Raw genomic sequence first — 12,053 nt, forward strand, 5'->3', positions numbered from 1 at the left:
CGTTAAGGATTAAAGATATACAATCATGGCAAAGAAAACCGTTGCAACATTACAGACAGCTTCTAAAAGATTATCAAAAGCTATCAAAATGGTAAAATCTCCAAAAACAGGAGCTTATACTTTTGTTGAAAGCATCATGACACCAGAAGAAGTGGATAGTTTCTTAGCAAAGAAATAATTCCAATAAAATTTTATATCAAAGCTACTTTCACTCGGAAGTAGCTTTTTTATTTTTATATTTACGCAAAATTTTTTCCTGATATAATGAGTTTTTTTAAAAGAATATTTTCCTCCGAAAAGAAAGAAACCCTAGACAAAGGTCTGGAACAAACTAAAACCACTTTTTTTTCCAAACTAACCAAAGCCGTTGCCGGAAAATCAAAAGTTGATGATGAAGTTCTCGACAATCTTGAAGAAGTATTAGTTACTTCGGATGTTGGTGTGAATACAACACTAAAAATCATAAAGCGAATTGAAGAACGTGTTTCCAATGATAAGTACATGGGAACAGACGAATTGAATTTAATTCTACGCGAAGAAATTGCCGGACTTTTATCGGAAACCAAATCGGGTGAAGAAACGGAGTTTACAGTTCCTGCCAATAAAAAACCATACGTGATTATGGTTGTTGGCGTTAATGGAGTTGGAAAAACGACTACCATTGGAAAGTTGGCGCACCAATTCAAAAAAGCAGGTTATAAAGTGGTACTTGGCGCTGCCGATACGTTTCGTGCTGCGGCGATTGACCAATTACAGATTTGGGCTGATAGAGTAGGTGTGCCAATCGTAAAACAACAAATGGGAAGTGATCCTGCTTCGGTTGCTTTTGATACGTTACAAAGCGCGGTTACCCAAAATGCTGATGTGGTTATTATAGATACTGCCGGTCGCTTACACAATAAAGTGAATTTGATGAACGAGTTGACAAAAGTAAAACGTGTAATGCAAAAAGTGGTCGAAGATGCACCACATGATGTCTTATTAGTTTTGGATGGCTCAACCGGACAAAACGCTTTTGAACAAGCGACTCAATTTACAGCAGCGACAGAAGTTTCATGTCTTGCAGTTACTAAATTGGATGGAACAGCTAAAGGCGGCGTTGTTATTGGGATTTCAGACCAGTTTCAAATTCCGGTAAAATATATTGGAGTAGGAGAAGGCATTGAAGATTTGCAGGTTTTTAATAAATTTGAATTTGTAGATTCGTTTTTTAAATAAAAAATTATGAATAAAGTTTTATCTTTTTTTAAGGAATCATCCTCATTAAAATTAATAGCAATCAGTATCGGAATAGCAGTGCTTAGCTATTTTATAGAAAAACCATTACCAAGCATTTTCCTTGGGTTGCGACTATTTGCTTTTGTATTATTTGTTTACGCCATAATCAGATACAGAAAGTAATTTTTACTGATACAATGCACTAATTTTTGTCCAAAGCAATTCATCAAAATCTGATAACGCCAGGTTCTCTGCATCAGCAGCATCGCCCATTCTGATGACTACCATTTTTTTACTCGGAATAACATAGATTTTCTGGTCATTTTTACCCAATGCCATAAACATATCGTTTGGTGCTGTTGGAATAATGCTTCCTGGAAATTCCAGTTGTACTTGTGGCATATGATAACTCGCTTTTCCATTCAGCCACCATAAATAACCATATGCAAGATTGATATTCTGTGAAGTAGTTGTCGCCTGATTAAAATAGTTTTCGTTGACAATTTGTGCTCCATTCCACTTTCCTTTATTTAAAATCATCAACCCAAAACGTGCCATGTTTCTTGTAGTACTCCAATATACGCTTAATCCATCGCCACTGTTAACCCATGCACCACCAGTCATTCCAAGTTTATCTCTTAGTTTGGTATTGAAATAATTTGTCCAGGTTTGCCCTGAAGCATTCGCAACAACATCTTGTAACTTTACATATACATTATGATAAGCCCAACGATTTCCTGCATCAGCAACATATTGAAGATTCGCAGGCGATACATCATCTCCCAGAGCATCATTCAAACCTGAGTTCATCGATAATAAATTCTTGCAGGTAATCAGGTTTTCTTTGGCTAAAGGAGCGCTAGTCCATCCTGTTCCTAAATAGTCTGAAACTTTATCATTTATGTCCAACAAACCTTCTTGTTCTGCAATTCCCGTTACTATTGAAGTTAATGTTTTTCCGGCACTTGCCCAATACCAAGGACTTGTAGCAGTATGTCCATTGAAATAATTTTCCATCACAATTCTTCCGTTAACCAAAATGATAAAAGATTTTGTGTGTTTCAATTCCAAATAATCTAATAAAGGCTGTACGGCACTTTGATTCCAATTTAAATCTGCTATCGATTTTGTTGTCCAGGTTGTAGTTCCATCATTAGGTGGAAAATACATTTGCTCCTCAATAACCGGATTTGAAGACGAATCGGAACTACAGCTTGAAAGGAAAAGTAAAAGAAATGGAAGTAGAAATATTTTTCTCATTTTGAATAAATTTGTCTTTGGACTTTAAAGATATAAAATAGTTTAATGTTCAATTGTGGTCAATTGAGATTTTATCAAATCTCTAATATTTAATATCTATTTCCTATGACTTTGTAAATTTTAAAATTAAATTTGTCATTCATCAATTCGATTTTAACCAATGAAAAAAATAGGTCTATTGCTTTTTGTTTTGCTGCTAATTTCGTGTCATTCCAATGTAAAAAAAGAAGACGTCACAAAACTCAATGGCTATTGGGAAATCAAGCAGGTTAAATTCTCAACAGGTAAAACGAAGGATTATAAAGTCAATGAAACTATCGATTATTTTGAGTTAAAAGATAAGCATGGCTTTCGCCAAAAAGTCATGCCTCAGTTTGATGGAAAATTCCAAACCAATGGCATCAGGGAAAATATCAAAGTAATAGAAAAGAATAACGCTGTTTTCATCGAATACAACACAAAGTTTGGCAAATGGAAAGAAGAAATTATAACCATTGATGACTCAACTTTAGTTTTGAAAAACAAAGAAAAAATAGAATACACCTATAAAAAATTCAAACCATTCTCATTTAAATAATGGCAAAACGCACAAGCAACGAAGGTTCTATTGGAGATGTTTTAAAACAGTTTATTGAACAAAATAGACTCCAAGTCGGCATGGATAAAATTGACGTGGAAGACGCCTGGAAATCACTAATGGGAAATGGTGTTAACAGTTATACTAAAGAGGTAGTCTTAAAAGGAACAACACTTTATGTTTCGTTGACTTCTGCGGTGTTGCGCGAGGAATTGAGTTATGGCAAACAGAAGATTGTCAAAATGATAAACGAAGAACTTGGTAAAGAAGTTATTAAAGATGTGATCTTGCGTTAAGTATTGATTTCTAAATCTTTAATATAATCTTCGTGTTCAAAATAAAAATACTCAAACTGTGTCATTGTCTCGTTGAAAAAGTCAAAAATGGCTTCCCAATTATTTTTATTATTCAAACTCACGCCTAATTTTTCTACCCAAATCCGGCTGATAATTTTGCCGCTTTCTAGATAAAAATTACGCTCCAAAATAGCTTCAGGAAGATAATCTTCAAGTAAAATTGTCTTTAATGATTCAATCTTTTCAAAGTATATTTTACGCTTTTCTTCGTCTTTGGGTTCAATATCCAGAAGCACTTGCGCCTTTTTATTATCGATGTAAAACTTGAATGTGACATCCTTTATTTTGGTGTCATAGAGTAGCCATTTTCTGGGATAAGCAGCAGCAAATGCGGTCCAAAATTCCTTTTTTATGAGTAATGTTTCTTCTTTGCTATACATTTTAGTGTCGTAAAAGTTTGAGTGCTTTGTTTTTTTAAGGTAACTTTATATTCCTAAACTTATCAAGATGCGTTTCGACGAGTTCTTAAAATATGCACCAAAAGTACTAAATGTCGAGCTTCCGGCAACGCATGCGCATGTAAAAATGGTTCCTCCAAACCGTGAAGAATTGCTGCGAAACACCGATTTTACCAGAATAACACCAAAAAAAGCAGCAGTTATGATGCTTTTTTATCCCAAAGAAGAGCAAACGCATTTGGCATTAATTCTTCGGACTTCCTATAATGGTGTCCATTCTTCACAAATTGCATTTCCTGGTGGGAAAGTTGAAGTGGAAGATTTTGATTTAAAACAGACAGCCTTACGCGAAACTCATGAAGAGATTGGTGTGCATCCAACAGATATAAATGTCGTACGGGCTTTTACCGAAGTCTATATTCCGCCGAGTAATTTTATGGTTTATCCTTTTTTTGGTTACAGCCATGAAGAGTTATCCTTTGAATTACAGGAAGATGAAGTAGCCGGAATTGTAGAATTACCGCTAAAAGATTTTTTAGATGATAAAATTGTTGTTACAAGCACTATGAAAACATCCTATGCAGGAAGCATTGAAGTACCCGGATTTCAGGTTGAGCAGCACTTTGTTTGGGGTGCAACAGCCATGATGTTGAGTGAATTAAAAGAAACATTAAAATTGGTTTTATAAAGTTTTACTTTTTGTAGATTTGCCTCCTTAATAAAAATTGAATTATGGGTTTATTTAAAAGAAATCCTTTTGGTCATATACTCTTTATCAAAAAATGGTTAATCCGAATTTTCGGTGTCATCACGCACAGAAGATACAGAGGTTTCAACGAATTGCAAATTGACGGTTCCGAAATCATTGCTGCTTTACCCGATAAAAATGTACTGTTTATTTCCAATCACCAGACTTATTTTGCCGATGTTGTAGCGATGTTTCACGTTTTTAATGCTAGTCTTTCAGGAAGACAGGACAGTATTAAAAACGTTGGCTATTTGTGGCAGCCCAAGATGAATATCTATTACGTTGCTGCCAGTGAAACGATGAAATCTGGTTTATTGCCTCGTATTTTATCTTATGTTGGTTCGATTTCGGTAGAAAGAACATGGCGTGCAGGAGGAAAAGACGTAACCGAAAAACGCGAAGTAAATCCAAACGATACGGAGAACATCAGAATTGCACTCGAAGACGGTTGGGTAATTACGTTTCCGCAAGGCACAACCAAATCCTTTAAACCGGTTCGAAAAGGAACAGCACACATTATCAAACAATATAAACCTGTAGTGGTGCCAATCGTAATTGACGGTTTCCGTCGTTCATTTGACAAAAAGGGTTTGCGTATGAAAAAGAAAAACATCCTGCAATCATTCATTATCAAAGAACCTTTGGTTATTGATTATGAAAATGAAACCATTGAGCAAATCGTAGAAAAAATAGAATATGCCATCGAGCAGCATCCTTCGTTTTTAAAGGTAATTCCAGCCGAAGAAATTGAAGAGCAGGAACGTTTAAACAAACTTAGAGAATGGCATGTAGAAAAAAAAGAGACAGACATAACGAGCTAACGAAGTGAATCCCGCCTTAAAAGCGGAATTTTTACGCTTTTTACCGATTTTAAATTTTTGCAGTTGCACCTATTTGGTTACAGTATGTTTTCATTATATTTGCTTTCGATTAAATTTAAATAACATGAAAAAAATCCTAATTTTTTGTTTGGTTTCAGTCCTATTAGTTGGCTGTGCTGCCGATAGTGAAACTGGTGGTGAAGTAATTATTGATCCTGTTTTTAGTGTACAAACAAAATCGGTTGCGAGCATTGGTCACGAATCGGCTAATGTTTTTGGAGCTATTAGTCCATCATTTGTTGCTGCAACCACTGAATATGGTATATGTTATGGTTTTTCACCAAATCCTACTATTGAAGGTTCTTTTGCTGTTGGGGAAGGAATTAATCCGTTGACAGGAGGTTTTTCATGTAACTTAACGTCGCTTGCACCACTTAGAAATTATTATGTTAGAGCTTACGGAACAACGTCTGAAGGAACGGTTTATGGAGCTCAACTTAATTTTTCTACTTTAAACAGACTATATATTAATGGAAGTGCAGTTGTCGATGCTGATGGAAATAATTATGAAAGTATTGTTATCAATGGAAAACAATGGATGAAAGGAAATCTAAACGTTAGCAAATATAGAAATGGAGATGTTATTCCTGAAGTTACTGATATGGCAGAATGGGATGCTTTAACAACCGGAGCATGGTGTTATTATGAAAATGTTACTGAAAACGGAACTACTTATGGTAAGCTATACAATTGGTATGCTATTAATGATCCAAGAGGATTAGCGCCAACGGGATGGCATATACCAAGCGATGCCGAATGGACATCATTAACTAATTTCTTAGGAGGCACAACTAAAGCCGGAATCAAAATGAGAGACTTGGGAGAAACATGGTCAACTTCAGCTGTTTTGGCAACAAATCAAGCTGGGTTTAGTGCACTTCCGGGAGGATATGGTTATTTAACACACAACTATGACCCAGAAGATCAACCTTTCAATAGTATGGGCGATGTTGCTTTTTGGTGGAGCGCTACTGCATCAAATCCGACTACAGCTTATAGTTTAAATGTGAATCTGAACAATTCGGTGACCAGAGGTTCTATTCTAAAGAAAACAGCGCTTTCTGTTCGTTGTGTTAGAAATTAACTGACTTAGAAAAAGCAATAAAAAATCCCGTCTTGTTTTTTGGAACCAGACGGGATTCTTTTTTATAAATCTTTTTCTTTACTAACCGAAACCTCTTTTACAGTTTAACTCTTTAAAAAATCGTCGATTATGGGAAATAATTTCTTAGGTTCTTCTATCTGCGGATTATGACCGCTTTGCTCAAACATAATAAATTTTGCCTGTGGACAATATTCTTTGTATTTCACCATCATACTGGGTACGGCAACCCGGTCATAACGTCCGCCATAAATAAGAATTGGCATTTTTAGCGCTTTTAACTGTTTTCGATAATCAAAATTACCGATATCATTACCAACAATAAAATCGCCATCCTTTCCCACCATTTGATAATATAATTCCGAATTAAATAAATTTGGATAATCTCTATTTCTTGGATTTAAAAAGTTATTAGGATTGTATGCATATAAAAAACCATAAGGAACCTGACCATAAATTTCCTGATGTCTACTGTCACTGCTAATTCCTCCCTGTTCTCTGTATTTCATTAATTCGTCCCATACTTCAGGATAATTTTCTTTAATTTCATGGTTACTATTATCATCATTTTCCTGCCACATTACAAAACTGTGAAACCCATTTGCTATGATGAGATGATTCAGGTTCTCACCATATTTTACTGCATAGCCTTGTCCAACCAGACTGCCGTAGGAATGACCGAGTATGCTTATTGTATTTAGGTTTAATGCCTTTCTGAGTCCTTCGATGTCTTCAATATCTCTATCTAAAGTATATTCTTTTGGGTTTTTTGCTTTATCAGATTTTCCACGACCGAAGCCATCAAAATATATTAGCTGTATATTTCTATTTACACTCAACGAATCAAAAGCCCGTAAACCTACATGTGCGCCACCGGGACCACCAGAGATCATTATTAAAGGTCTACCTGTTCCAACAGTTACAACCCAAAGGTTTGCGCCGTTTATTTTATAATATTTTCCATCTTTAACACTGTTGGGAAATTGTTGTGCAAATAAACATGTGCAAAAAAAAAGGAATGCGGTAATGATGATATTCTTTTTCATTATTTAGGTGTTCTATTTGTTGATTTTTAAGATTATAGCTTATCAAACTTAATAAAAAAATCCCGACTTATTGCCGGGATCTTATTTTTACAAATCTATTTTCTTTAATTCTTTATAGTTGGTATTCAGTTTTCGGAGCAAGATACCATATAATAATCGGTAAAATAACCAGAACAGACCAACAAAAACTACAATGGTTAATAGCATAATACCAATCGTTACGCACAAAGTATAGTAATTAGATTCGTTGGCAATTTTGTTTTTCAGCATTTCCATTTTTGGGTTGTAAGCAAACGCAATGACAAAACCGGCAATTAGGCTTACGACTATCATTCCCAAGTTGTACCAAACATAATATTTCACTGTTTTTCGGGTTCTTAAGATGTCCTGCATCAATTGTTTGGTCGAGGCTGTGGTTGAAATTTTTATATAATTTTTATAAAAATTGAAGATAAACAACAATATCACAGCATAGTTGACAAAATTCAACGCTTTGAAATATACTATCATATTTTCGGCATGGAGTTTTTTCATGTACTCATCTGTGTTATATCCAACACTTATTGCTGTCCAAAACAAGACTTCAATAACGCTGATAATCAAAATCCATTTTACAATAGAGGATGATTTTTTATGCAGCATTGTATAAATTTCGCTTTCCGAAATTTGCTCGTAAGAATGGCTGTCTTTTTGCCAAGCTTTTTTTAATAAATCCAACTCTTCCATAATCCTTAGGGATTTAATATTTTTTTTAATTTACCTTTAATCCTGTTCATTTTTACACGGGCATTTACTTCGCTAATACCAAGTGTTTCTGATATTTCAGTATAATCTTTATCTTCTAAATAAAGAAATACCAGTGCTTTTTCAATATCATTCAACTGTTGCACAGCCTGATACATCAACTTAATCTGTTCTTCTTCTTCAAAATTGTATTCTTCTTGCGATAAAAAGTGTTTTTGCGATTCATAAGGTGTAGTCGCAACTGCTCGTGTACTTTTTCTGTAAAGCGTTATGGCAGTGTTTAGTGCCACACGGTAAGCCCAAGTTGAGAATTTAGATTCACCTCTAAATTTTGGGAACGCTTTCCATAGCTGAATGGTGATTTCCTGAAACAAATCCTTGTGTGCATCTTCATCATTGGTATACAATCGACATATCTTGTGGATAATGTTCTGATTGTCCTTTAATTGTTTTACAAATAATTGTTCTAAGTTGTCACTCATAGTCTCGTTAGTACAAAAAGCATGGGTTTTGTTACATGGGCAAAACTACATATTTTAAAATGCAATTTCAAGTTTCTAATTTATGTATCTTTGCACTGCAAAATTACAAGCATTCAAGATGGAAATCGGACATTACAATACACTCAAAATAGCACGTGAAACCAAAGTCGGACTTTTTTTAACCGATGGAAAGGATGATGTTTTATTGCCTTTAAAGTATGTTCCGAAAGAATATAATATTGGTGATGAGTTAATTGTATTTGTTTATCTCGACCATGAAGAAAGACCAGTGGCGACAACATTGGAGCCGTATATCCTGATGGATGAATTCGGATTGCTGCGTGTGAATTATGTCAATAATATTGGTGCTTTTTTAGATTGGGGTTTGGAGAAAGATATTTTGGTTCCATTCAAAGAACAGGCAAGACCAATGGAAAAGGGAAAACGCTATTTAGTCTTTGCATACATTGATGAAAAAACCAACCGAATTGTAGCTTCAAGCAAAACCAATCAGTTTTTGAACAATGAAAATTTGACCGTTGCTGTTGGAGACGAAGTAGATTTAATCATTTCGCATATTACTGAAGTTGGGATTAATGTCATCATCAACGATATCCACAAAGGATTATTATACAAAGACCAGGTTTATGACGATATCAGAACCGGAGATAGAATGACAGGTTATATAAAAGCCATTCGTCCTGATAATAAAATTGATGTTTCGCTTCAAAAATTAGGCTATCAAAACATTGAACCTAATGCTGAAAAAATCCTTGATGAACTAAGAGCCAGCAGAGGTTTTCTGCGATTGAATGACAACAGCCATCCGGAAGACATCAAAACGGTTTTAAAGATGAGTAAAAAGACATTCAAGAAAGCCATCGGTTCACTTTACAAAGACAAACTTATCGAGATTAAAGACGACGGAATTTATTTGGTCAAAGAATAATTATTCCCCAAGTTCCAATTCAGTTGGAACCGGAGTTTCAATTTCTGTTTTCTTTTTATAAAAAAGACTGCTTACCATACTCAGAGTGGAATAAGGTCGGTTTGAATATTTATTCCCCAAACAAACAACAGTAACGGTATCTTTTTTCACTGGCACAAATGAAGTATTGTTACCATGCCACCAACCATTGTGATAGATCATTTTTTCATTGTTTGGCGGTAAAAAACGCATCCGCATTCCCAAACCGTAATCTTTAATTGGCTTTGCTACATGACCGGCGCTATACCCAAAATAAGCTTCCTGTAAAAGTTCAGGTTTGATAAAATCTGGCGAATACGTTCCCAAATCAAATTTTACCAAATCTCTTGGCGTTGAATAAATATTTTTATCACCAACTAAAGCATCAAATTGATCCCAAGGAAAAATGGTACTTCCTCGATACGATTTGGAAGCAGTTTCTCTATCGGTTTCATAATTAAAAACATAAGTATTTGTCATTCCTAATGGTTTGAAAACCAATTCCTGCATGGCCTGACGATAGTTTAAGCCAGTTACTTTTTCGATGATTAACGCTAAAATTATATAGTTGGTGTTGCAATAATCAAAATGTGTATCATTTGGAGTTCTCAATCTGAATTTATTTTGTACCAATAAATCTAAAACATCCTGATTGGAAAGTATTTTTTTTCTGTTCCATCTTTTTTTCATCATACCAGGAAAGTTGGCATAATGAGGCAAACCACTTCTGTGATTGAGCAATATTCGGATAGTTGTTTGTTTATAAGGAAATTTTGGAAGCCAATCGGTTACCTTTTGATCCAGCATAATATTGTCCTGTTGCACCAATCTCAAAATGGCAGCAGAAGTCAAAACCTTACTCACGGAAGCTAAGTGAATAGGTGTGTACTTGTCAATCTTTTGACCGGTTCTTGCATTGGCGTAACCTTTATAATCTTCATAAATTACCCGACCATTTTTGACCACAATGAAAGCGCCACTATAAAAAGGAGAATTGATGTTTTTGTTATAAAAGGAATCGATAAAATGTCTTTTTTCTGCAATGTAGGCCTCAGAAATAGCTCCCATTTTTATTGGAAAAGAAGAAGTTATATGCAGACTGTCATCCTTTGGATTACCGTCATTAGAATTCACAATATCTCCAGCAGTTTTTGGACTGGAAAAGTAGAATAGGGTTGATAAAAAGAAAGTAATTAAGGTAATCTTCATACTTGCAATAATACCGTATTTGGTCAAAATAAAAACCTTTAGTTTCTAAAAGTTTTAAACGAGTTATTAAAAATAATAAACCTGACAAGTTTTAAAATACCGGTCAGGTTCAAGGGCAAAAAAGCAACAAATACTAACTTAAATTTTTATAGCGTAATTTTTATCGGAAGCGTGTAAAGTGTTCTCATTTTATCTCCGTCTTTATAGCCTGGTGACCATTTTACATTTAGTGATTTCAGCACACGAATAGCTTCTATTTCCAGTTTTCTATCAGAACTCCTTAATACTCTGATATTACTCATCTCACCATTTTTTTCAATAACGAAAGACATGATGATTCGGATATCTCCCAGCTTTTCATCAACTTCAGGCTTTTCAAAATTGTTTCCAACATATTCATAGAATTTTTTAATGCCACCAGGATATTCAGGAAGTCGGTCTAATTCAGTAAGAGTTACAGGACCATTATCAATTATAGGGGCAGTAACGGTTACAGCCGGACCTTCATTACCTGTATTTGGTGTGTCAGTTCCAGTTCCGGGTGTGGTACTTTGAGTTGTTGGTAAACTCTCGTTAGTTGGAACGTCTACAGAAAGTGGAGTTGCCGCTACAACCATATGTGAAAGGTTAGGTATAGGCTCAACCGGACTCGGATTGCTTGGCTGTGTTTGCTTTGGTTTTATTTCAGGCAATTTACCTAAATCAACTGGTGTGATTGCTTCATCAATTGGAATTAAAGGAACATCGATTGGCATTTTGTCAAGAGAAGTCAAAAGAACTCCAATACTCAAAAGAGAAAAGAGAAATAGAATGCCACCAAAAAAGGCAAATAAAGTAGTTTTAGGATTTTCCTGGCGTAATTGATACGCACCATAAGCTTTGTTTTTGTCTTCGAAAACTAGATCTATCCAGTTTTTTTCATAAATACTAACGTTTGACATGGCTATTTGTTTTTGAGTTAAGTATCTATGTTACATAAGCGAGATGGTTTTTACTATATAACGCAGGAAATTATAAAATAGTATGCAGATTTTAAAAAATTTTAAAATACAAACAACAAACTCC

At 34.8% G+C, this 12,053-nt stretch carries 15 protein-coding genes; 8 read left to right on the forward strand and 7 right to left on the reverse strand.

The features are described from left to right. Positions 1-25: 25 nt before the first annotated feature. Together GS03_RS08175 and ftsY are read left to right on the forward strand one after the other, a co-directional pair. On the forward strand, positions 26-178 hold the full coding sequence (locus GS03_RS08175; protein WP_136152050.1) for a DUF4295 domain-containing protein: 153 nt from the start codon (positions 26-28) through the stop codon (positions 176-178). 86 nt (positions 179-264) lie between these two features. After that, the gene (gene ftsY / locus GS03_RS08180; protein WP_136152051.1) at positions 265-1,218 is read left to right on the forward strand and encodes a signal recognition particle-docking protein FtsY; all 954 of its coding nucleotides are present in this window, start codon (positions 265-267) and stop codon (positions 1,216-1,218) included. A 186-nt stretch (positions 1,219-1,404) separates the two neighbouring features. Here ftsY and GS03_RS08185 read toward each other — a convergent pair whose 3' ends face one another. Then, positions 1,405-2,478 (reverse strand): serine hydrolase domain-containing protein, encoded by a 1,074-nt coding sequence (locus tag GS03_RS08185; RefSeq protein WP_136152052.1) that lies wholly within the window; start codon positions 2,476-2,478, stop codon positions 1,405-1,407. 160 nt (positions 2,479-2,638) lie between these two features. On the opposite strand from GS03_RS08185, the gene GS03_RS08190 reads away from it, so the two are divergent. Together GS03_RS08190 and GS03_RS08195 are read left to right on the forward strand one after the other, a co-directional pair. Next, the gene (locus GS03_RS08190; RefSeq protein ID WP_136152053.1) at positions 2,639-3,055 is read left to right on the forward strand and encodes a hypothetical protein; all 417 of its coding nucleotides are present in this window, start codon (positions 2,639-2,641) and stop codon (positions 3,053-3,055) included. After that, positions 3,055-3,351, forward strand: coding sequence for a DUF721 domain-containing protein (locus tag GS03_RS08195; RefSeq protein WP_136152054.1), 297 nt, complete (start codon positions 3,055-3,057; stop codon positions 3,349-3,351). The genes GS03_RS08190 and GS03_RS08195 overlap by 1 nt, the downstream gene beginning before the upstream one ends. Here GS03_RS08195 and GS03_RS08200 read toward each other — a convergent pair. Then, entirely contained in the window at positions 3,348-3,791 is a 444-nt protein-coding gene (locus tag GS03_RS08200; protein ID WP_136152055.1) for a DUF4268 domain-containing protein, read from the reverse strand. The genes GS03_RS08195 and GS03_RS08200 overlap by 4 nt on opposite strands. A gap of 67 nt (positions 3,792-3,858) precedes the next feature. Here GS03_RS08200 and GS03_RS08205 point away from each other — a divergent pair, with 67 nt between their 5' ends. From GS03_RS08205 to GS03_RS08215, 3 genes are all read left to right on the forward strand, one after another. Then, positions 3,859-4,497 carry an NUDIX hydrolase gene (locus tag GS03_RS08205; protein ID WP_136152056.1) on the forward strand — a complete coding sequence of 213 codons (639 nt, stop codon included), beginning with the start codon at positions 3,859-3,861 and terminating at the stop codon, positions 4,495-4,497. A gap of 44 nt (positions 4,498-4,541) precedes the next feature. Then, positions 4,542-5,378 (forward strand): lysophospholipid acyltransferase family protein, encoded by an 837-nt coding sequence (locus tag GS03_RS08210; RefSeq protein ID WP_136152057.1) that lies wholly within the window; start codon positions 4,542-4,544, stop codon positions 5,376-5,378. 124 nt (positions 5,379-5,502) lie between these two features. Beyond that, positions 5,503-6,522 (forward strand): fibrobacter succinogenes major paralogous domain-containing protein, encoded by a 1,020-nt coding sequence (locus GS03_RS08215; RefSeq protein ID WP_136152058.1) that lies wholly within the window; start codon positions 5,503-5,505, stop codon positions 6,520-6,522. 104 nt (positions 6,523-6,626) lie between these two features. Here the strand turns inward: GS03_RS08215 and GS03_RS08220 are convergent, their stop codons facing one another. From GS03_RS08220 to GS03_RS08230, 3 genes are all read right to left on the reverse strand, one after another. After that, positions 6,627-7,586 carry an alpha/beta fold hydrolase gene (locus GS03_RS08220; protein WP_136152059.1) on the reverse strand — a complete coding sequence of 320 codons (960 nt, stop codon included), beginning with the start codon at positions 7,584-7,586 and terminating at the stop codon, positions 6,627-6,629. Between the two features lie 87 nt (positions 7,587-7,673). Next, a complete protein-coding gene (locus GS03_RS08225; RefSeq protein ID WP_136152060.1) occupies positions 7,674-8,312 on the reverse strand; it encodes a hypothetical protein in 639 nt (212 codons plus the stop codon). A 5-nt stretch (positions 8,313-8,317) separates the two neighbouring features. Next, entirely contained in the window at positions 8,318-8,812 is a 495-nt protein-coding gene (locus GS03_RS08230) for an RNA polymerase sigma factor (protein ID WP_136152061.1), read from the reverse strand. 118 nt (positions 8,813-8,930) lie between these two features. On the opposite strand from GS03_RS08230, the gene GS03_RS08235 reads away from it, so the two are divergent. Continuing rightward, on the forward strand, positions 8,931-9,761 hold the full coding sequence (locus GS03_RS08235) for a CvfB family protein (RefSeq protein ID WP_136152062.1): 831 nt from the start codon (positions 8,931-8,933) through the stop codon (positions 9,759-9,761). Here GS03_RS08235 and GS03_RS08240 read toward each other — a convergent pair whose 3' ends face one another. After that, positions 9,762-10,988 carry a serine hydrolase domain-containing protein gene (locus GS03_RS08240; RefSeq protein ID WP_136152063.1) on the reverse strand — a complete coding sequence of 409 codons (1,227 nt, stop codon included), beginning with the start codon at positions 10,986-10,988 and terminating at the stop codon, positions 9,762-9,764. Positions 10,989-11,134: 146 nt separating this feature from the next. Beyond that, positions 11,135-11,929: an energy transducer TonB gene (locus GS03_RS08245; protein ID WP_136152064.1), complete on the reverse strand. Its 795-nt coding sequence runs from the start codon at positions 11,927-11,929 to the stop codon at positions 11,135-11,137. Between the last annotated feature and the right edge of the window lie 124 nt (positions 11,930-12,053).

Source organism: Flavobacterium sangjuense (assembly GCF_004797125.1).
Lineage (GTDB): Bacteria > Bacteroidota > Bacteroidia > Flavobacteriales > Flavobacteriaceae > Flavobacterium > Flavobacterium sangjuense.

Excerpts from the sequence above, each read along its gene's own strand:
- GS03_RS08210 (WP_136152057.1), top strand. The coding sequence starts at position 4,542 with ATGGGTTTATTTAAAAGAAATCCTTTTGGTCATATACTCTTTATCAAA.
- GS03_RS08220 (WP_136152059.1), bottom strand. The coding sequence starts at position 7,586 with ATGAAAAAGAATATCATCATTACCGCATTCCTTTTTTTTTGCACATGT.
- GS03_RS08230 (WP_136152061.1), bottom strand. The coding sequence starts at position 8,812 with ATGAGTGACAACTTAGAACAATTATTTGTAAAACAATTAAAGGACAAT.
- GS03_RS08240 (WP_136152063.1), bottom strand. The coding sequence starts at position 10,988 with ATGAAGATTACCTTAATTACTTTCTTTTTATCAACCCTATTCTACTTT.
- GS03_RS08185 (WP_136152052.1), bottom strand. The coding sequence starts at position 2,478 with ATGAGAAAAATATTTCTACTTCCATTTCTTTTACTTTTCCTTTCAAGC.
- ftsY (WP_136152051.1), top strand. The coding sequence starts at position 265 with ATGAGTTTTTTTAAAAGAATATTTTCCTCCGAAAAGAAAGAAACCCTA.
- GS03_RS08200 (WP_136152055.1), bottom strand. The coding sequence starts at position 3,791 with ATGTATAGCAAAGAAGAAACATTACTCATAAAAAAGGAATTTTGGACC.
- GS03_RS08205 (WP_136152056.1), top strand. The coding sequence starts at position 3,859 with ATGCGTTTCGACGAGTTCTTAAAATATGCACCAAAAGTACTAAATGTC.
- GS03_RS08245 (WP_136152064.1), bottom strand. The coding sequence starts at position 11,929 with ATGTCAAACGTTAGTATTTATGAAAAAAACTGGATAGATCTAGTTTTC.
- GS03_RS08175 (WP_136152050.1), top strand. The coding sequence starts at position 26 with ATGGCAAAGAAAACCGTTGCAACATTACAGACAGCTTCTAAAAGATTA.
- GS03_RS08235 (WP_136152062.1), top strand. The coding sequence starts at position 8,931 with ATGGAAATCGGACATTACAATACACTCAAAATAGCACGTGAAACCAAA.
- GS03_RS08195 (WP_136152054.1), top strand. The coding sequence starts at position 3,055 with ATGGCAAAACGCACAAGCAACGAAGGTTCTATTGGAGATGTTTTAAAA.
- GS03_RS08225 (WP_136152060.1), bottom strand. The coding sequence starts at position 8,312 with ATGGAAGAGTTGGATTTATTAAAAAAAGCTTGGCAAAAAGACAGCCAT.
- GS03_RS08190 (WP_136152053.1), top strand. The coding sequence starts at position 2,639 with ATGAAAAAAATAGGTCTATTGCTTTTTGTTTTGCTGCTAATTTCGTGT.
- GS03_RS08215 (WP_136152058.1), top strand. The coding sequence starts at position 5,503 with ATGAAAAAAATCCTAATTTTTTGTTTGGTTTCAGTCCTATTAGTTGGC.